Origin of the sequence: Pseudomonas sp. SORGH_AS_0199, assembly GCF_031453735.1 — a bacterium.
GTDB classification, from domain to species: Bacteria; Pseudomonadota; Gammaproteobacteria; order Pseudomonadales; family Pseudomonadaceae; genus Chryseomonas; species Chryseomonas aestiva.
The window spans coordinates 3,426,789-3,444,875 of sequence record NZ_JAVJAE010000001.1 but is presented as its reverse complement, the minus strand read 5'-3'; the positions used below and the strand labels follow the sequence as shown (position 1 = coordinate 3,444,875).

Below are 18,087 nucleotides of genomic sequence, written 5' to 3'. Positions count from 1 at the left end.
CGCGGCGGCCCGGGAGTTCGCGCCGGAGCCGCAGGCAGAGGACTCTCACCATGCAACAACACGTCGACAGTTACTACGCGGCTTCGCGCAACCTCCACACCGAATACCCGGCGCTGCAAGACAGTGTCGACAGCGACGTCTGCGTCATCGGCGCCGGTTACACCGGGCTTTCCACCGCGCTGTTCCTGCTGGAGCACGGCTTCAGCGTGACGGTGCTGGAAGCGGCGCGGGTCGGCTTCGGCGCCTCCGGGCGCAATGGCGGCCAGATCGTCAACAGCTACAGCCGCGACATCGATACCATCGAGCGCCAGTTGCCGCCCAGGCAGGCGCAACTGCTGGGCGAGATGGCCTTCGAAGGCGGGCGCATCATTCGCGAGCGCATCGCCCGCTACGACATCCAGTGCGATCTCAAGGACGGCGGCGTGTTCGCCGCCCTGACCGGCAAGCAGCTCGGTCACCTGGAAGCCCAGCAGAAGCTCTGGGAGCGCTACGGCCATACCCAGTTGCAACTGCTCGACAAGGCCGCCATCGGCAAGGTGGTCGGAACCGATCGCTATCTGGGCGGCTTGCTGGACATGAGCGGCGGCCATATCCATCCGCTCAACCTGGCCCTGGGCGAGGCGGCGGCCGTGGCGTCCCTGGGCGGCAAGATTTACGAGCAGAGCGCGGCAGTCCGTATCGACCGTGGCGCCAATCCGGTGGTGCATACCGCCAATGGCCAGGTGAAGGCGCGCTTCGTGGTGGTGGCCGGCAACGCCTACCTGGGCGGACTGGTGCCGGAGCTGGCCGCCAAGTCCATGCCCTGCGGCACCCAGGTGCTCACCACCGAGCCGCTGTCCGAGGACATGGCGCGTAGCCTGCTGCCCCAGGACTATTGCGTGGAGGACTGCAACTACCTGCTCGACTACTTCCGCCTCAGCGCCGATCGCCGGCTGATCTACGGCGGTGGCGTGGTCTATGGCGCGCGAGATCCGGCGGACATCGAGGCGATCATCCGGCCGAAGATGCTGCAGACCTTCCCGCAGCTCAAGGGCGTGAAGATCGACTTCACCTGGACCGGCAACTTCCTGCTGACGCTGTCGCGCCTGCCCCAGGTGGGCCGCCTCGGCGACAACATCTACTACTCCCAGGGCTGCAGCGGTCACGGCGTCACCTATACCCACCTGGCGGGCAAGGTGCTGGCCGAGGCCCTGCGCGGCCAGGCCGAGCGCTTCGATGCCTTCGCCGGCCTGCCGCACTATCCTTTCCCGGGCGGGCAGCTCCTGCGCGTGCCCTTCACCGCACTGGGCGCGACCTACTACCAGCTGCGCGATCGCCTCGGTATCTGACCCTGTCCGCCCGCCGCGTACCGGCGGGTTCTCTGGAGATAAGCCATGTCCCCTATGCCCCTGATCGGCGTGACGGCGTGCCGGCAGACGCTCGGCAAATACGATTCCCATACCGTTGGCGACAAGTACGTCGAGGCGGCGGGTCATGCCGGTGTGCCGGTGGTGCTGCCGGCGCGCAGCGTGCCGAGCGACCCGCAGGCGCTGCTGGCGCACCTGGACGGCCTGCTGTTCACCGGCTCGCCTTCCAACGTCGAGCCCCATCACTACCAGGGACCGGCGAGTCTCGCCGGCACCCAGCACGATGCCGCCCGCGACGCCTACACCCTGCCGCTGCTGCGCCTGGCCATCGACCGCGGCATCCCGGTGTTCTGCATCTGCCGCGGCTTCCAGGAGCTGAACGTGGCCCTCGGCGGCAGCCTGCACCAGCGGGTGCAGGACCTGCCCGGGCATGACGACCATCGCGAGCCCCAGAGCGAGCTGCTCGCCGAGCAGTACGCGCCCACCCATCCGGTCGCGGTGCCGCCCGGTGGGGTGTTCGAACGCCTCGGCCTGCCGGCCAGCTTCCAGGTGAATTCGCTGCACAGCCAGGGCATCGCGCGCCTGGCGCCCGGGCTGCGTATCGAGGCCCAGGCGCCGGATGGCCTGGTGGAAGGGGTCTCCCTGGCCGACGCCCCGGGCTTCGTCGTCGGCGTGCAGTGGCATCCCGAGTGGAATTTCCGCGACAACCCCGAATCCCTGGCGCTGTTGGACGCCTTTCGCGACGCCTGCCAGCGCCATGCCGCCGCGCGCTAGGCACCTTGCCGCCTACGCCGGACTCTGAATAACAATTCCAACCGCAGGGCAGAGACCTATGACTGAACAGCGCAAGGGCACGCCGGCCGGCGGCTCGGATACCGCCGGGCCGGCAGCCCTGGCCGATCCGTCCGCCAAGGGCCTGGCTGCCGGCTCCCTGGGTTTGCTCGCCTGCGTGGTGCTGGGCATTTCCACCATTGCCCCCGTCTACACCCTGACCGGTGCCCTGGGGCCCACCGTGCGCGAGGTGGGCGTCTATCTGCCCGCCGTCTTCATCGTCGGTTTCCTGCCGATGCTGCTGGTGGCCCTGGGGTATCGCGAGCTGAACGCCGTCGATCCGGACAGCGGCACCTCCTTTACCTGGTCCACCCGCGCCTTCGGACCCATGATCGGCTGGATCGGTGGCTGGGGGCTGGTGACGGCCACCACCATCGTCCTCTCCAACCTCGCTGGCGTGGCGGTGGACTTCTTCTACCTGTTCCTCGCCCAGCTCAGCGGGCGGGCGGAGTTGGCCACGCTGTCGCAGCACCTGCTGGTGAACATCGTCACCTGCTGCGTGTTCATCGCCATCGCGGTCTGGATCAGCTGCCGCGGCATCGGCATGACCATGAGCGTCCAGTACGGCCTGGTGGCCCTGCAGCTGCTGGTGCTGATCGGCTTTTCCCTGGCGGCCTTCAACGCCGCGCCCGCGGCGGCGCCGGTGGTCTTCCACCCGGAGTGGTTCAACCCCTTCAACGTCGAATCCTTTTCCGCCTTCGCCGCCGGGCTGTCGCTGTCGATCTTCATCTTCTGGGGCTGGGATGTCTGCCTCACGGTCAGCGAAGAGTCGGTGGGCAGCCAGAAGGTGCCAGGGCGGGCGGCCACGGTCACGGTGCTCCTGATCCTGCTGCTGTACCTCTTCACCGCCGCGGCTACCCTGCAATTCGCCGGCATCAGCGAAGCCGGCCTGGGCCTGGGCAATCCGGAGATCCAGGAAAACGTCTTCGCCCACCTGGCCGGACCGGTGATGGGGCCGCTGGCGATCCTGATGTCCATCGCGGTGCTGGCCAGTACCGCCGCCTCGCTGCAGTCCACCTTCATCTCCCCGGCCCGCACCCTGCTGGCGATGGGGTACTACGGCGCGGTGTCGCGGCGCTTCGCCCACATCTGCCCGAGATCGCGCACGCCGCGCTATGCCACCGTTGCCGCCGGCATCGCCACCGGCGGCTTCTATGTGGTCATGCGCATCCTCAGCGACAACGTCCTGGCCGACACCATCACCGCCCTGGGCATGATGATCTGCTTCTACTACTCGCTGACCGCCTACGCCTGCGTCTGGTATTTCCGCCGCAGCCTGTTCGCCAGCCTGCGCCATGCGCTGCTGCGCGGCCTCTGTCCGCTGCTCGGCGCCCTCATCCTTTCGGTGATCTTCTGGCAGACCGCCCTCGCCAGCCTGTCGCCGGACTTCGGCAGCGGCTCCCACCTCGGCGGCATCGGCCTGGTGTTCATCATCGCCGTGGTGATCCTGGGGCTGGGTCTGGCGCTGATGCTGTTCGCCCGCTGGCGTGCGCCGGCGTTCTTCCAGGGCGAAACCCTGGAGGCACAGCCGCACCAGGGTTGAGGAGGCGGGCAGGGCGCCCGCCCCCAGGGTCAGTGACCCATAACCGCTGAACCGCTCGCTCGGGTGCCGGCGGGAAAGCCGTGGCGTCGGGCACTGGTGGCGATGGCCAGGGCGCCCAGGGCCAGCGCCACCACGGCCCAGCTCAGGGCCTGGGGGCCGATGCCTTCCAGCAACAGCCCGCCGAGGATGCCGCCCCCGGCGATGGCACTGTTCCAGGTCACCACGTTCATCGCCAGGGCCGCATCGGCACCACTCCCGGCGGTATCCGCCAAGGCGGTTTGCAGCAGGGTGGCCGCGCCGCCAAAGGTCAGGCCCCAACCGAAGACGCCCAGGTACTGCAGCAGTGCCGAGTCACGATTGAACCCCAGCAGCAGCGCGATCGCGGCGAAGCCGGCAAGACTCACCAGCACGGCCCGCCGCAGGCTGTGATCGACGATGCGTCCGGTGATCCAGATCCCCGCCAGCGAGGCCACCCCGAAGGTCAGCAGCACCCGGTCGACCTGATCGCCCAGGCCGGCCTGGGCGACGAAGGGCGCGATATAGGTGTAGAGCAGGTTGTGGGCCAGCATCCAGGTAAAGACCACGCCGAGGATGGCGCGAATGCCGGGCGTGGCGAACACCTCGCGCAGTGGCAGGCGCTGGCCTTCGGTCTGCCCCGGATAGTCGGGCACCTTGGCCAGGACCCAGACGATCAGGCCCAGGGTTAGGGCGGACATGCAGGCGAAGGCCAGCCGCCAGCCCAGCAGACCACCGAGCCAGGTCCCCAGGGGCACGCCCAGGGACAGGGCGACCGGTGTGCCGATCATGGCGATGGCCATCGCCTGCCCTTGCAGGCGCGGCACTACCAGACGCCGGGCATAGCCGGCCAGCAGACTCCAGGCCAGGCCGGCCGCGGCCCCGGCGGCGAAGCGGGCGACCAGGGTCAGCGCATAGCTGGAGGAGAGCGCGGTGAGGGTGTTGAACAGCAGAAAGCCCAGGATGGTCGCCAGCAGCACCCGGCGCCGCCGCCAGTGCGCCGTTGCCAGGGTGAGGGGGATGGCGGCGGTCAGCGAGCCGGCGGCATAGGCGGTCACCGTCTGCCCGGCCAGGGCAGGGGAAACCTGGAGCCCCTGGGCGATCTCGGGGAGCAGGCCGGCGGGCAGGGTCTCGGTCATGATGCAGATGAAGCCGGTCATGGCCAGCGCCAGCAGCGCGGCGACTGGCAGGCGTTCAGGATCGGGGGTCGCGGTCACGGGTAGGCTCCTTAGATATGTATCGATCAGTATATATCTAAGCAGTAGTTGCGCTGGCTGGTCAATGAATTCTGTATCGTCTAGTATAAAAATCGAATCTGACGAGGAGTATGGCTGTGGCTCAGGTGGGGCGTCCGCGGTCCTTCGACCGCACCCAGGCAATCGATGATGCACTGCTGCTGTTCTGGCGCTATGGCTATGAGGCGACGTCCCTGAGTCGGCTCAAGGCGGCAATCGGCGGTGGCATCACCGCACCCAGCTTCTATGCGGCCTTCGGTTCGAAGGAGGCGCTGTTCAAGGAGGTGGTCGCCCGCTACATGGAAACCCATGGCCGGGTGAACGATCCGCTGTTCGACGAGACCCTGGTCCCGCGGGAGGCGATCGCCGCGGCCCTGTCGCGCTCCGCGCGGATGCAATGCGATGAGCGCCTGCCCAAGGGCTGCCTGGTGGCGCTCGGCACCCTGGGCTCCTATGCGGAGGAGGACTCCAGCCTGCCGCTACCCCTGCGCGAGGCCCGCGCCCGGATCCGCGCCGGTCTGCTGGCCTGCGTCGGGCGCGGCATCGCCCGCGGCGACCTTGCGCAAGGCACCGACGCTCATTCCCTGGCGACGCTGTTCGAAGGCTTTCTGCTGGGCATCTCACCCATGGCGCGGGATGGCGTGGCATTGCCGGTCATCGAGGGCGCCATCGCAATGGCGATGACGCTGTGGGACGGCCAGCGGCCGCCTGGCCGAGGCGTCGCCTGAGCCAGGCGTCTTGCGCCGTGATCGCACAGGGTGGCATCAGGGGGCCTGTCGTTCACCGGTGGGCGTGGCGGGCGAGAGGTCTGCCAGCGGCCGCATAACCGGCGCGCGACTGGACACTCCGGTTAGCGCGCCTAGACGCCAGAGGTCACGAGCCGGTTCCGGCCCCCGGATGAAGCCGGGCGGTCAGCGTCCACGCCATCTCCGCTCACCCCACCAGCGGTGGCGTCCGCGGTGGTATTTGACGCTTGGAGCCGGTTGCCTCATAGGCGGCGGCCAGGCGGAGCAGGTTGGTGTCGTCATAGGCGCGACCGGCGAAGGTCAGGCCCACCGGCATGCCGATGTCGGCCATCACCCCCATCGGCACGGTCACGGTCGGCACGCCCAGATGGCGGATGGCGAGGTTGCCGTTGGCGACCCAGACGCCATTGCTCCAGGCGATGTCGGCCGAGGCCGGATTGATCTCGGCATCCGCCGGCGCCACGTCGGCCACGGTGGGAAAGAGCACGGCGTCCAGGCCCTGGGCCTGCAGCCAGTCTTCCAGGTCCAGCTGGCGTGTCCGTTCCAGGCCGCGCAGGCCGTCGGGGAGGCTGGTGATCTGCTCCAGGGTCTTGAGCCCCCGTTCGGCCATGCGCACGTATTCGGCCATGCCGGCGGCCAGGTCGCCTTCCCGATTGGGCAGGGTGCCGGGCTCGTGGGGAAAGATCAGCTCGCCTTCGACGTCCACCAGGCGATTGAGCCTGGGATCGTTGTTGTCGCGCAGGAAGGTGTCGAAGCCCCAGGCGGACAGGTCCCAGAGCTCGTCATGGAGAAACTCGCTGGAGACGATCCCGCGGATGAACACCGTGGGCGCGCCGGGGCGGTCGCCTTCGCAATTGGAGACCAGCGGGAAGTCCACCTCGATCACGCTGGCGCCGGCGGCTTCCAGCGCCGCGCGGGCCTGTTCCCAGAGGGCGATGACCGAGTCGCGGGTCTTGATGCGCTGACCGGTGGGGCCGCCGATGCCGGGATTTTCGCTGGTGCCGGCGTCCGGGTCCTGGTTGATGAACATGCGCGGCACGCCCAGGCGCTTGCCGGCCAGGGCATTGGGACCGGTGGCCAGGGCCGGATAGGACGCCGGGCGTACCGCCGATGCCAGCGGCAGCGGCACCCAGGGCTGCAGGCGCCAGAGGTCGCCGGAGGTGTCGGGATCGTCCGCCACCACCACGTCGAGCACCTCCAGCAGATCGGCCATGGTGCGGGCATAGGGCACCACCACGTCCATGGTCGGTGTCAGCGGCCAGTTGCCGCGTACCGAAATGATCCCGCGGGAGGGGGTATAGGCGCACAGGCCGTTGTTGGACGCGGGGCCGCGCCCGCTGGACCAGGTTTCCTCGGCCAGGCCGAAGGCGGCGAAGCTGGCCGCGGTGGCGGTGCCGGCGCCATTGGAGGAGCCGGAGGCGAAGGGTGCGGTCAGGTAGCCGGCGTTGTAAGGACTTTCCGCGCGGCCATAGACGCCGCGCTGCATGCCGCCGTTGGCCATGGGCGGCATGTTGGTCTTGCCCAGGCAGATGGCGCCGGCGGCGCGCAGCCGTTCGACGGTGAAGGCGTCGCGCTGGGCGACCAGGTCCTTGAAGGCCGGACTGCCGGAGGCGGCAGTGAGGCCCTTGACCAGGTAGCTGTCCTTGGCGGTGTAGGGGATGCCGTCCAGCGGTCCCAGGGTCTCGCCGCGGGCGCGGCGACGGTCGGACGCGGCGGCTTCGGCCAGGGCCTCGGGGTTGCGCACCACCACGGCGTTGAGCGCCGTGGCGCTGGCGGGCGGGTCGTAGGCGTCGATCCGGGCCAGGTAGGCCTCGACCAGTTGCACCGCAGTGGTCTGGCCGGTTTCGAGTGCGCGACGCAACTCGGCGATGGAGCGTTCGGTAACTTCGATCATGGTGGGTCGCCGTTGAGGATTCCGCGGTCCGGGGGCGGCGGCTGCCAGAGCTCCCGGGAGAAAAAAAGCACCGGTGCAGTGTACACCCGAAGCCTGCCGGCTTCTGATTGCGCCCGCGCATGGAGGCCTTGCCGGATCGCCCATGCAGGTTGGCCTGGCGACCTCTATCCTTGGCCTGAATTGAACCTCTTCGCCATGCCTGGCGGCGATCGGCAACCGGAGTCGAGCATGTTGAAACGCCTGAGCAACGAGCGCACGGTGCTGCGCTTTTCCATTGCCGTCACGGTGCTGCTGGCGGTCGTGGGTATCGCCTTCGGAGTGCTGTCCGGCTCCTATGCCATCGTCTTCGACGGCTTCTATTCACTGACCGACGCCTTCATGAGCGGCGTGGCGCTGCTGGTGGCCATGCTGATCCACCGGCATGCGCAGGAACCGGAGGGCGATCGGCGGCTGGCCGAGCGCTTCAACATGGGTTTCTGGCACCTCGAACCCATGGTCCTGGCCCTGAACGGCAGCGTGCTGTGCATCGTGGCCTGTTATGCGCTGGTCAACTCGATCATCAGCCTGATGAGTGGCGGCAAGGCCCTGGCGTTCGGCATGGCGCTGCTCTATGCGCTGGTCGCGGCCCTGAGCTGCTTCGGTTTCGCCGCCCTCGTGCACCGGCTGAACCGCGACATCCAGTCGGACTTCCTCAGGCTCGACATCAAGAGCTGGATCATGTCGGGCAGCATCTCGGCCGCCCTGGTGGTGGCCTTCCTGGTCGGCGCCCTGGCCCAGGGGACGGCCTATGCCTGGATCACGCCCTACATCGATCCCCTGGTGCTGTCGATCATCTGCGTGCTGATCATTCCGATACCGCTGAAGCTGGTCTGGCAGGCCTTCAGCGAGATCCTCATGGTGACCCCGCCGGCGCTCAAGCAGCAGGTCGATGAAGTCGCCCGGGGCATGGTCACGCGCTTCGGCTTTCTCGACTATCGCGCCTATGTGGCCAAGGTCGGACGGGCGCGGCAGATCGAGCTGTACTTCATCGTGCCCCTGGGGTGGCCGGCCAAGACCCTGGACGAATGGGACGCCATCCGTGACCAGATCGGCGAGGCCATCGGCGGCGAGGGGCCGGACCGCTGGCTGACCATCGCCTTCACCACCGATCCGGCTTGGTCGCGCTAGCCATGTACTGCTAGCGCGCTGTGCAGAGGCGTTCGACGTCCGCGGCCAGTTGCTGAAGGATGACGCGGTCTTCGGCCTGCCCGAGTGTGGCCTCGGCCCGGGCCAATGCCAGGCGTGAATGCCGCAGGCACTCGCGCCTGATCCGCGCATCACCCTGGACCGCCAGGCGCGCGAGGGCTTTCTGCAGGCGCATGCCCACTTCCACCAGCGGCGCCGCATCGCGCCCCACCGGCAGGAAGAAGTCGTCGAACAGATCGTCCAGCGACAGGTCCGGCACTTCGATCCGCGGATAGCGGGGCTCGACCGGCTCGCGTCTTTCGGTGAGGGCGGTCAGCAGGCGTTGCGCGCGACCGAGGATGGCGATGGCGGTACCCGAGTCGCTGCGGGAGGGCACCAGTGCCCCGGTGGCGATCTCGCCCAGTACCGTCAGGCCGAAGCGCGGATCCTGGTCGTGTACCCGGCGGGCATCCAGGGTGAAGGCGGCGCGCAGGCGCTCGTCCTTTTCCGCAGGCAAGCCCTCGACCCAGAGCAACGGCTGCGCCGGATCGAGGAAGGCCCCGGGCAGGGCGGCCAGGCGCAGGCGACCCTGGTCGCCGCAGAGGTCCGCCAGCAGCGGCATGTCCACCCGTTGCAGATAACCGGTGCGGTCGGCCATGACCGGGCGGCCACTGGCGGGCTCATCGACGGGCGCCGCCACCCCGCCCAGGTAGGGGTGGGTCAGCCAGCGCTGCAGACTGTGTGTGGCGGCGTCTTCGATGCTGTCGCTGGTGGCATCCAGTTGGCCCAGTCGCGACAGATGGTCGATCCAGCGCAGCAGGGTGAAGACGATCAGCAGGATCACCACCAGGGTCACGGCAAAGAGCACCACCCGGCCGTTGTCGCCGTAGAGGCCGGTGCTCAAGGCGATGATGCCGACCAGGCTGAACAGGAAGGAGCCGAGAAAGGTGGCCAGGGCGTTCTGCGTGGTGCTGTCTTCCAGCAGCAGCGGATAGGCACGGGGCGTCACGCTACTGGCGGCGGCGTTGTAGGCCGTCACCATGGTGCTCAGCGAAAAGGTGGTCACCGCCAGCATGCTGCTGGCGATGATGGTGAGGATCTTGTCGACGGCATCGGCGCCGACCTTGGCCGGCAGCGTCGCCGGGATATGGTCCCGCAGGAGCAGGGCGAGGAGGGCGGTGGCCACGCCGGCGACCGAGAACAGCGTGGCGCGAAACCACAGGCGTCGCTGGAATCCGCGCAGGACCCAGCCCAGGCGGGCCAGCACCGGCCGTCAGCCCATGGCCGGCGGGACGGGGGTGGCGCTCAGCTGGGCGAGACGCTGGTCGGCCTGTTGCCTGAGCTTGTCGCGCATCTGCCGGGCGGCTTCGCGGGCATCGCCGGATTTCAGGCCGTTGCGGTCGGCGTCCACGGTGGTGAGCACTGCACCCAGGGCGCCATGCACCAGGCGGCCGCCGGCCAGGGTGTCGCTGCGCAGCGGTTCGACGGTGAGCGGCGTGGCGATGACGGCGAGATCCAGGGCTTCCAAGCACAGCTGAGCGGTGGCGATGGGGATCTGCACGGCGTTGGCCGCGGCCAGGTTGAGCGCCTGCTGGCGGCGTTCGCCCTCCGCGGTGGCGCCGCTGGCCTGACGATCGGCTTCGAGGTAGTTGGCGAATGCCTGGACGTCGGCATCGGCGCAGGTGCTCAGCGCTTCCTGCAGGCGCTCGCCCACGGCGATCAGGTCGGCATGGCGGGTCACCGGCTGGCGCTGCTGGCTGAGCTTCAGGCCCTTGAGGATCAGCGCGACACCCAGGCAGGCCGCTACGGTGGCCGCCGCGCCACTGCCCGGCGTGGGCAGGGTGGAGCCGGTCCCGTCGCGGAACTGGGCGAGGGTCTGCTGCCAGAGAGTAGAGGTTTCGTTCATGCCAACCGCCTGCGAGCAAAAGGGAAGGGGATTCGGTCACGACCGACCGCAGTTTGGATCGTGGGAAACGGCTGAGGTTCGCACGCTAAGTGCAATAAGGGACAGGCTTTATTTCGATTTGCGTCGTACCTTGGGAGGCGTTTCAGTTAGGGTAATCCTGAAACGGGAAGTTACAAGGAGCCTCCTGCGGATGCTGCTGCGCTCGCCTGGATCACCCGCGACACCTGCCTGATCTTCCGCTGTGTGGCCGTCATTCTGGTCGTCGTCCTGCTCATTGGCGTCACCCGTCTGCCAACCTTGCTGTCCATCCTCAATGGTAGCTTCATCGCTGGGCGACCCGCCGAGACCGTGGCCAAGAGGTTCAGCAAGGGGGAAGGTGGCATCCTCGGCGAGGCCGGCATCATCATCGCGCCGGGTTCCAGGCTTGGTGCGCTGATGGCCGAATCCGGCGCCGCCGACCGCATCGCCAGTACTTTGCTGGGACTGGGCAAGGGCCGCAGCCTGCCGTGGGGCATGGCGCGGGTGACCAAGGTGCGCGCGTCCTTCGGCCTGGAGCTCAAGCAGACCCTGGGGGTCTGGCCGGTGCCGCAGACGCTGGTTTCCATCACCGGCCTTGCAGGTACGCTATTGTTGTCGCTCTGGATCTGACGAACACCTGCCCATGGATAATGACTCCACCTCGAACCGGCCACGGCGCCGCGATCTCTTTCTCGGCTTCTTCGGCCTGGGCATCACGGCCTTCGGCGGGGTGCTGCCGCTGGCGCGGCGCTACCTGGTGGAGAAGCGGCGCTGGCTGTCGGCGGAGGAGTTCACCGAATTGCTCGGCCTCTGCCAGTTCCTGCCGGGCGGCAACATCATCAATCTCTCGGTGGCGGTGGGCATGAGATTCGCCGGCTGGAGCGGCGCTCTGGCCGCTGCCGCCGGGCTGCTGGTGGGCCCGACCCTGGTGGTGGTCGGCCTGGGCGTGCTCTACGACCGCTACCACGACGATCCCCTGGTGGGTCGCGCCTTCGCCGGGCTCGCCGCAGCGGCGGCCGGGCTGCTGGTGGCCATGGCGGTCAAGCTCGTCCAGCCCCTGCGCGGGCGCTGGCTGGCGTTGGGCATCGCCTGCCTGGCCTTTCTCGCCCTGGCGCTGCTCAAGCTGCCACTGCTCTGGACCATGCTGGTGCTCACCCCCATCAGCGTGCTGCTCAGCTATCGGCAGGGCCTATGAGTACGACGCTGCTGGCGCTGGCGCTGATCTTTACCCAGCTGTCGCTGCTGGCCTTCGGCGGTGGCAACTCGGTGTTGCCGGAGATGCAGCGCCAGGTGGTGACGGTGCATGGCTGGATGAGCGCCGCCGACTTCGCCGCGCTGTTCGCCCTGGCCCAGGCCGCGCCCGGTCCCAATCTGATGATCGTGCCGCTGATCGGCTGGCACGTGGCCGGCTGGCCGGGGCTGCTGGTGACCTCCCTGGCCAAGTTCGTGCCGTCCTCGCTGCTGACCCTGGGCGTGCTGCACCTCTGGCGGCGCTTCGCCGACCGGCCCTGGCGCCGTCATCTGCAGGCCGGGCTGGTGCCGGTCACCGTCGGCCTGGTGGCGGCCAGCGCCTGGCTGGTGGGCAGCAGCGTGGCCACCGCGCCGCTGTGGGTGCTGATCCTGGCGGCGGGCGCCCTGGGCTCGCTGTTCACCCGCTGGCACCCGTTGTGGCTGCTGGCCGGCGGGGCCCTGGTCGGGGTGCTGTTCGGCCCCTGACCCGCCAGGGGTCCCAGGCACTGTCGCGCTCGGGCGGCGTCGAAGCCAGAACTTCACGCGAGAGCACCCTTAGTGATCACCCGTCCCCAGAATCCCTCGCTGCGCGAACTGCTGTTCACGGTGCGCGGCTCCATCGTCCAGGCGATCTGGCCCAAGCTGCTCTATGTGATACTGCTGAGCCTGGCGGTGACCCTGAGCCATGGCGTCATCCTGCGCTTCGACTTCGGCCTCACCACCACGCCCCTGACCCTCTGGGGCCTGACCCTGGCGATCTTCCTCGGCTTTCGCAACACCACGGCCTACCAGCGCTTCTGGGAGGCGCGCGGTCTGTGGGGCGAGCTGCTGATCGCCGGACGCAACCTGGCGCGCCAGGTCGAGACCCTGTTACCCGGGCTGAACGCGGCCGAGCGCCGCCAGTTGCTGACCCCGCTGCTGGCCTTCGGTTATGCCTTGCGTGACCACCTGCGCCGCGAAGCGCCGTCTGCCGATCTGCAACGGGTGCTGGCGGGGGAGGAGAGCCTGCTCGCCGTCCCTCACCGACCCAGTGCGCTGATCCGCCGGCTTGGCACCATGCTGGTTGCCCGGGCACAACAGGAAGGGCTTGGTGATCCACTGATCGCCAATGTCGACAACCAGCTGGACCGGCTGACCGCGGTGCTCAGCGGCTGCGAACGCATTCGCCAGACGCCCATTCCCTATCCCTACATCCTGATGCTGCACCGGGTGGTGCACGTCTATTGCTTTCTGCTGCCGTTCTGCCTGGTGGACAGCCTGGGTTGGTTCACGCCGCTGGCGGTTCTGGTGCTGGCCTACACCTTCTTCGGCCTGGACGCCCTGGGCGACCAGATCGCCGACCCTTTCGGCACCCAGCCCAACCACCTGCCGCTGGACGCCCTCAGCCGCGGTCTGGAGATCGCCGTGCTGGATCTGCTGGGCGAGCCTACGCCGGAGCCGATCCGCGCGGAGGCGGGGTTGCTGAGATAAGGGTGGACCGCGGCTCTGGCGCCGAACGCCTGCACGAATAGCCCCCTCTCCCCCTGGGAGAGGGCTGGGGTGAGGGCATGCCTCAAAGCGGACGCTGGGCATGACGGTACGCCCAGGATGGTAGCCTGATCATTGAGCAGGAGCTTGCCGGGTCCGCCAGAGACGAACGCCTGCGCAGATCGCCCCCTCTCCCCCTGGGAGAGGGCTGGGGTGAGGGCACGCCTCGCTGCGGACACTGGGCATGACGGTACACCCAGGATGGTAGCCTGATGATTGATCAGGAGCTCGCCGGTTCCGCCAGAGACGAACGCCAGCACGATTCGCCTCCTCTCCCCCTGGGAGAGGGCTGGGGTGAGGGCGCGCCTCGCTGCGGACACCCAGTGGAAAAGGCTGCGCCGTTTTCCACGCTACGCCTGTCGATATGCCCGCTGGCGATTCAGTCGTCCGCGTCCTTGGGTACTCGCCGAGGACGCCTCACCAGCTCCCCGCGACAATTCGGACAGCGCTCCTGCATCGGCCCGGCGGCGCATTCCGTGCAAAAGGTGCACTCATAGGAGCAGATCACCGCCTCTTCGCTGCCCATCGGCAAGGCCTTGGCGCAGTGTTCACACGAGGTCCGCATTTCCAGCATGGCTGTCTCTCCCTGATCAGGCGCCAAAGCGCGCCGCATAGTCCTGGGGGCTGACCGCCAGGTGTTTGTGAAAGGTGCGCCGGAGATTTTCCGGATGGCCGAAGCCGCACAGGCGCGAGACCGTACCGATGGACGCCTGGCCATCCTGCAAGAGCACCCGCGCCGTCTCCAGGCGGACCTGCTCGACATAGCGGCCCGGGCCCATGCCGACCTCGCGGCTGAACAGCCGCGACAGGGTGCGTGGTGCCATATGGGCACGCTCGGCCAGGCGCTCCAGTCCCAGGTCTTCCCCCAGGTGACCGGGAATCCAGTCGAGCAGGGCGGCCAGCCGTGGCGTCCGTCCCGGATCGGGCGCCAGACAGGCGCTGAATTGCGCCTGGCCGCCGGGACGGCGCAGGAACATCACCAGCCGGCGCGCCACCGCCAGCGCCAGCGGACGTCCGAGATCGGCTTCCACCAGCGCCAGGGCCAGATCGATGCCGGCGGTGACGCCGGCCGAGGTAAAGACATGGGGATCGCCATCGCGCCCCAGGGGGTCGTAGGTATGCAGGCGATCGCCCTGAACCTCGATGGCCGCAAAGGTAGCGAGTTCGTCGACATAGGCCCAGTGGGTGGTGGCGCGGCGACCGTTCAGCAGCCCGGCGCTGGCCAGCAGCAGGGCGCCGGAACACACCGAGCCGAGCCGTCGCACCCGGGGTTCCAGATCGCGCAGCCAGGCCTGCAAGCCGGCATCCTGGCGTAGCGTCTCGATGCCTATGCCGCCGGGAATCAACAGGGTATCCACCTTGCCCACGTCGAGGTCGTACCAGCTCTGTTCGGCCTGGATACCGATACCGGCCGAAGTCCTGACCAGCCCCTCGGCGGCGCCCAGCAGGCGCAGCTGGTAATAGGCGGGCAGTCCCTGGCGTTCCCGTTCCAGATTGGCCGAGGCGAAGACCTGCAGCGGGCCGGTGACGTCCAGGCTCATGACGTCAGGGTAGAGCAGCGCAGCGATCAGCGGCATGGATGGCTCTCCGTAGCGATTTGGCGAGCATGCCTCGGCGTCCATGTAGGCGACAAGGTCAAAGACCCCACGGATCTCGCCATCCGGTGGCCGGTTGGATTTGGCGTGACCCGCGCCCGGCCTTATCATCGCCGCCCATGAACTACACCGATCCCAAGCAACTGGCGCCCCTGCTGGAAGCCATCCTGCTCGCCGCCGGCCGACCCTTGACCCTGGAACGCCTGGCCGAGCTCTTCGAAGAGTACGAACGCCCCGAGCCCGCGCATCTGCGCGCCGGCCTCGCCGTACTCGGCGGCTCCTGTCGCAAACGCGGCTTCGAACTCAAGGAAGTGGCGTCCGGCTACCGCCTGCAGGTACGCGAGCAATACGCGCCCTGGGTCGGACGCCTCTGGGAAGAGCGTCCGCCACGCTATTCCCGCGCCATGCTGGAGACCCTGGCGCTGATCGCCTATCGGCAGCCCATTACCCGTGGCGAGATCGAGGAGGTGCGCGGGGTGGCGGTCAACACCCAGATCGTCAAGACGCTGCTGGAGCGCGACTGGATCCGCGTGGTCGGCTATCGCGACGTGCCCGGCCGCCCGGCGATGTTCGCCACCACCAAAACCTTTCTCGACTACTTCGACCTGCGCAGCCTCGACCAGCTGCCGCCCCTTGCCGAGGTGCGCCAGCTGGAACCCGAACCGGCCTCGGTGCTGGAAGACCCCGAGCTGAGCCTGGCGGCGCTGGGGGGAGGGGAGCCGAAGGACGAGGAGGACACCCTGGTGATCCCCGAGCGCACCAGTTTCCGTACCCTGCTCACCGAGCTGGACGCCATGGAGACCGGCCTCAAGACCGATTTCGATGACCTGCGCCAGGCGGCGGACGAGGAAGACGAGGGTTGAGTCAGGCCTGTTGGGCTTCGCGCTGCTCAACCCAACCTACCCGCTGAACCACCCTCTCCAGCCGGAAGACGACCCCTCGCTCGATCAACCCCCTCTCCCTGTGGGAGAGGGCTGGGGTGAGGGCAGGGCTTACGGGGTATGCCCAAGCGGAAAAGGTTGCGCCGTTTTCCACGCTACGGTGCTCCCCTGACTGCGGAAGATCACCCCTCGCGCGAATAACCCCCTCTCCCTGTGGGAGAGGGCTGGGGTGAGGGCAGCTCTTACGGGGCATGCCCAAGCGGAAAAGGTTGCGCCGTTTTCCACGCTACGGTGCTCCCCTGACTGCGGAAGATCACCCCTCGCGCGAATAACCCCCTCTCCCTGTGGGAGAGGGCTGGGGTGAGGGCAGCTCTTACGGGGCATGCCCAAGCGAAAAAGGCTGCGCCGTTTTCCACGCTACGGTGCTCCCCTGACTGCGGAAGATCACCCCTCGCTCGAGTAACCCTCTCTCTGTGGGAGAGGGCTGGGGTGAGGGCAGGGCTTACGGGGCATGCCCAAGCGGAAAAGGCTGCGCCGTTTTCCACGCTACGGTGCTCTCCTGGCTGCGGAAGATCATACCTCGCTCGATCAACCCCCTCTCCCTGTGGGAGAGCGCTGGGGTGAGGGCAGGGCTTACGGGGTATGCCCGAGCGGAAAAGGCTGCGCCGTTTTCCACGCTACGGTGCTCCCCTGACTGCGGAAGATCACCCCTCGCTCGATCAACCCCCTCTCCCTGTGGGAGAGGGCTGGGGTGAGGGCAGGGCTTACGGGGCATGCCCAAGCGGAAAAGGCTGCGCCGTTTTCCACGCTACGGTCCCAGTTATCTGATACGTATCGCGGCCATGGTGGTGCGTCGTAGCGACCGCTCCTACAGCAGCTGGATCTTCTGTAGGAGCGGCCCATGGCCGCGATAAAGACAGTTGCTCCTATCTTCGGCACTCCCCCGTAGGAGCTACCGCATCTGTGGACCGACCTTGCCGCAACTGAAAATGAAAAAAGCGCCCGAAGGCGCTTTTTTCCATCGGGTCTTACAGACCTCAGGCCGGCGCGTTGACCAGCGCCTTGCAGGTATCGAGCATGCGGTTGGAGAAGCCCCACTCGTTGTCGTACCACGCCATGATCTTCACCAGCTTGCCGCTCACCTTGGTGTGGTTGGCGTCGAAGATCGACGACAGGCGGTTATGGTTGAAGTCGATGGAGACCAGCGGCTTGTCGTTGTAGCCCAGGACCGGCGAGGCTTCGGCCGCCGCCTTCATGAAGGCGTTGATGGTCTTGGCGTCGGTTTCCTTGGCGGTCAGGATGGTCAAATCGACCAGCGACACGTTGATGGTCGGCACCCGCACCGCCATGCCGCTAAACTTGCCTTGCAACTCCGGCAGAACCAGGCCCACGGCCTCGGCGGCACCGGTCTTGGTCGGAATCATCGACTGGGTGGCCGAACGCGCCCGGAAGGGGTCGGAGTGGTAGACATCCGACAGGTTCTGGTCGTTGGTGTAGGCATGGATGGTGGTCATCAGACCGTTCTCGATACCCAGTTCGCGCTGCAGCACCTGGGCGACCGGCGCCAGGCAGTTGGTGGTGCAGGAGGCGTTGGAGATGATCTGGTGCGACTGGCGCAGGATGTTGTCATTGACGCCATAGACGATGGTGGCGTCCACGTCCTTGCCCGGTGCCGAGATGATTACCTTGGAGGCGCCGGCTTCCAGGTGGGCAGCGGCCTTGTCGCGGCTGGTGAAGAGGCCGGTGCATTCGAACACCACGTCGACCTTCAGATCCTTCCACGGCAGCTCGGCCGGGTTGCGGATGGCCGTCACGGCGATGCGGTCGCCATTGACCACCAGCTTGTCGCCCTCGACGGACACCTCGGCAGGGAAGCGGTCATGAACGCTGTCATACTGTAGGAGATGCGCATTGATGGCGGCGTCGCCCAGGTCGTTGATCGCGACGACCTCCAGGTCCTGGCGATAGCCCTCGGTGTACAGCGCCCGCAGCACGTTGCGGCCGATGCGTCCAAAACCATTGATGGCAATACGAATACTCATTGAGAGAAACCTCGCGATAGCTGGGTTTTGTTGTAAAAAACATTACACATGACGCGTGCTAAGCGGAATAATAGCGCCAATTTGGCTGTGAATGTTTGAAATAACAACAAATTT

16 protein-coding genes and 1 pseudogene are annotated in these 18,087 nt (G+C 67.5%); 10 read left to right on the top strand and 7 right to left on the bottom strand.

What is annotated here, in order from left to right; all coding sequences use genetic code 11:
• The first annotated feature begins 50 nt into the window (after nucleotides 1-50).
• Genes QE444_RS16190 through QE444_RS16180 form a run of 3 tightly spaced genes read left to right on the top strand, consistent with a single transcriptional unit; the run spans nucleotide 51 to nucleotide 3,720 of the window.
• Nucleotides 51-1,328 carry an FAD-binding oxidoreductase gene (locus QE444_RS16190; RefSeq protein ID WP_187979536.1) on the top strand — a complete coding sequence of 426 codons (1,278 nt, stop codon included), beginning with the start codon at nucleotides 51-53 and terminating at the stop codon, nucleotides 1,326-1,328.
• Between the two features lie 45 nt (nucleotides 1,329-1,373).
• Nucleotides 1,374-2,120, top strand: a complete 747-nt coding sequence (locus tag QE444_RS16185; RefSeq protein WP_133860892.1) for a gamma-glutamyl-gamma-aminobutyrate hydrolase family protein — start codon at nucleotides 1,374-1,376, stop codon at nucleotides 2,118-2,120.
• Nucleotides 2,121-2,178: 58 nt separating this feature from the next.
• Nucleotides 2,179-3,720, top strand: coding sequence for an APC family permease (locus QE444_RS16180; RefSeq protein ID WP_309739870.1), 1,542 nt, complete (start codon nucleotides 2,179-2,181; stop codon nucleotides 3,718-3,720).
• A 29-nt stretch (nucleotides 3,721-3,749) separates the two neighbouring features.
• On the opposite strand, the gene QE444_RS16175 is transcribed toward QE444_RS16180, so the two are convergent.
• The gene (locus tag QE444_RS16175) at nucleotides 3,750-4,895 is read right to left on the bottom strand and encodes an MFS transporter (RefSeq protein ID WP_309742013.1); all 1,146 of its coding nucleotides are present in this window, start codon (nucleotides 4,893-4,895) and stop codon (nucleotides 3,750-3,752) included.
• Between the two features lie 173 nt (nucleotides 4,896-5,068).
• Here QE444_RS16175 and QE444_RS16170 point away from each other — a divergent pair, with 173 nt between their 5' ends.
• Nucleotides 5,069-5,698: a TetR/AcrR family transcriptional regulator gene (locus QE444_RS16170; RefSeq protein ID WP_309742011.1), complete on the top strand. Its 630-nt coding sequence runs from the start codon at nucleotides 5,069-5,071 to the stop codon at nucleotides 5,696-5,698.
• A 205-nt stretch (nucleotides 5,699-5,903) separates the two neighbouring features.
• Here the strand turns inward: QE444_RS16170 and QE444_RS16165 are convergent, their stop codons facing one another.
• Complete coding sequence (locus tag QE444_RS16165; RefSeq protein WP_309739868.1) at nucleotides 5,904-7,610, bottom strand: amidase; 1,707 nt, start codon at nucleotides 7,608-7,610, stop codon at nucleotides 5,904-5,906.
• 228 nt (nucleotides 7,611-7,838) lie between these two features.
• Between QE444_RS16165 and QE444_RS16160 the strand changes: the two genes are divergently transcribed.
• The gene (locus tag QE444_RS16160; RefSeq protein ID WP_133860887.1) at nucleotides 7,839-8,777 is read left to right on the top strand and encodes a cation diffusion facilitator family transporter; all 939 of its coding nucleotides are present in this window, start codon (nucleotides 7,839-7,841) and stop codon (nucleotides 8,775-8,777) included.
• A gap of 10 nt (nucleotides 8,778-8,787) precedes the next feature.
• On the opposite strand, the gene QE444_RS16155 is transcribed toward QE444_RS16160, so the two are convergent.
• Complete coding sequence (locus tag QE444_RS16155; protein ID WP_133860886.1) at nucleotides 8,788-10,041, bottom strand: DUF2254 domain-containing protein; 1,254 nt, start codon at nucleotides 10,039-10,041, stop codon at nucleotides 8,788-8,790.
• A gap of 6 nt (nucleotides 10,042-10,047) precedes the next feature.
• Nucleotides 10,048-10,680, bottom strand: coding sequence for a cyclodeaminase/cyclohydrolase family protein (locus tag QE444_RS16150; protein ID WP_133860885.1), 633 nt, complete (start codon nucleotides 10,678-10,680; stop codon nucleotides 10,048-10,050).
• Nucleotides 10,681-10,890: 210 nt separating this feature from the next.
• Between QE444_RS16150 and QE444_RS16145 the strand changes: the two are divergent.
• The 4 genes and pseudogenes from QE444_RS16145 to QE444_RS16130 all read left to right on the top strand — a co-directional run.
• A pseudogene (locus QE444_RS16145) lies at nucleotides 10,891-11,214 on the top strand (gluconate transporter); the annotation flags it as partial.
• A gap of 127 nt (nucleotides 11,215-11,341) precedes the next feature.
• Nucleotides 11,342-11,893, top strand: a complete 552-nt coding sequence (locus QE444_RS16140) for a chromate transporter (protein ID WP_133860883.1) — start codon at nucleotides 11,342-11,344, stop codon at nucleotides 11,891-11,893.
• Nucleotides 11,890-12,414 (top strand): chromate transporter, encoded by a 525-nt coding sequence (locus tag QE444_RS16135; RefSeq protein ID WP_309739857.1) that lies wholly within the window; start codon nucleotides 11,890-11,892, stop codon nucleotides 12,412-12,414. The genes QE444_RS16140 and QE444_RS16135 overlap by 4 nt, the downstream gene beginning before the upstream one ends.
• A gap of 72 nt (nucleotides 12,415-12,486) precedes the next feature.
• Nucleotides 12,487-13,398 (top strand): bestrophin family protein, encoded by a 912-nt coding sequence (locus QE444_RS16130; RefSeq protein ID WP_309739854.1) that lies wholly within the window; start codon nucleotides 12,487-12,489, stop codon nucleotides 13,396-13,398.
• Between the two features lie 436 nt (nucleotides 13,399-13,834).
• On the opposite strand, the gene QE444_RS16125 is transcribed toward QE444_RS16130, so the two are convergent.
• Complete coding sequence (locus tag QE444_RS16125; protein ID WP_280306772.1) at nucleotides 13,835-14,020, bottom strand: DUF1272 domain-containing protein; 186 nt, start codon at nucleotides 14,018-14,020, stop codon at nucleotides 13,835-13,837.
• A gap of 25 nt (nucleotides 14,021-14,045) precedes the next feature.
• On the bottom strand, nucleotides 14,046-15,032 hold the full coding sequence (locus QE444_RS16120) for a DJ-1/PfpI family protein (protein WP_309739851.1): 987 nt from the start codon (nucleotides 15,030-15,032) through the stop codon (nucleotides 14,046-14,048).
• A gap of 137 nt (nucleotides 15,033-15,169) precedes the next feature.
• Here QE444_RS16120 and scpB point away from each other — a divergent pair, with 137 nt between their 5' ends.
• Nucleotides 15,170-15,913 (top strand): SMC-Scp complex subunit ScpB, encoded by a 744-nt coding sequence (scpB, locus tag QE444_RS16115; protein WP_309739848.1) that lies wholly within the window; start codon nucleotides 15,170-15,172, stop codon nucleotides 15,911-15,913.
• A 1,055-nt stretch (nucleotides 15,914-16,968) separates the two neighbouring features.
• Here the strand turns inward: scpB and gap are convergent.
• Nucleotides 16,969-17,973, bottom strand: coding sequence for a type I glyceraldehyde-3-phosphate dehydrogenase (gene gap / locus QE444_RS16110; RefSeq protein ID WP_017641313.1), 1,005 nt, complete (start codon nucleotides 17,971-17,973; stop codon nucleotides 16,969-16,971).
• Nucleotides 17,974-18,087: the final 114 nt, after the last annotated feature.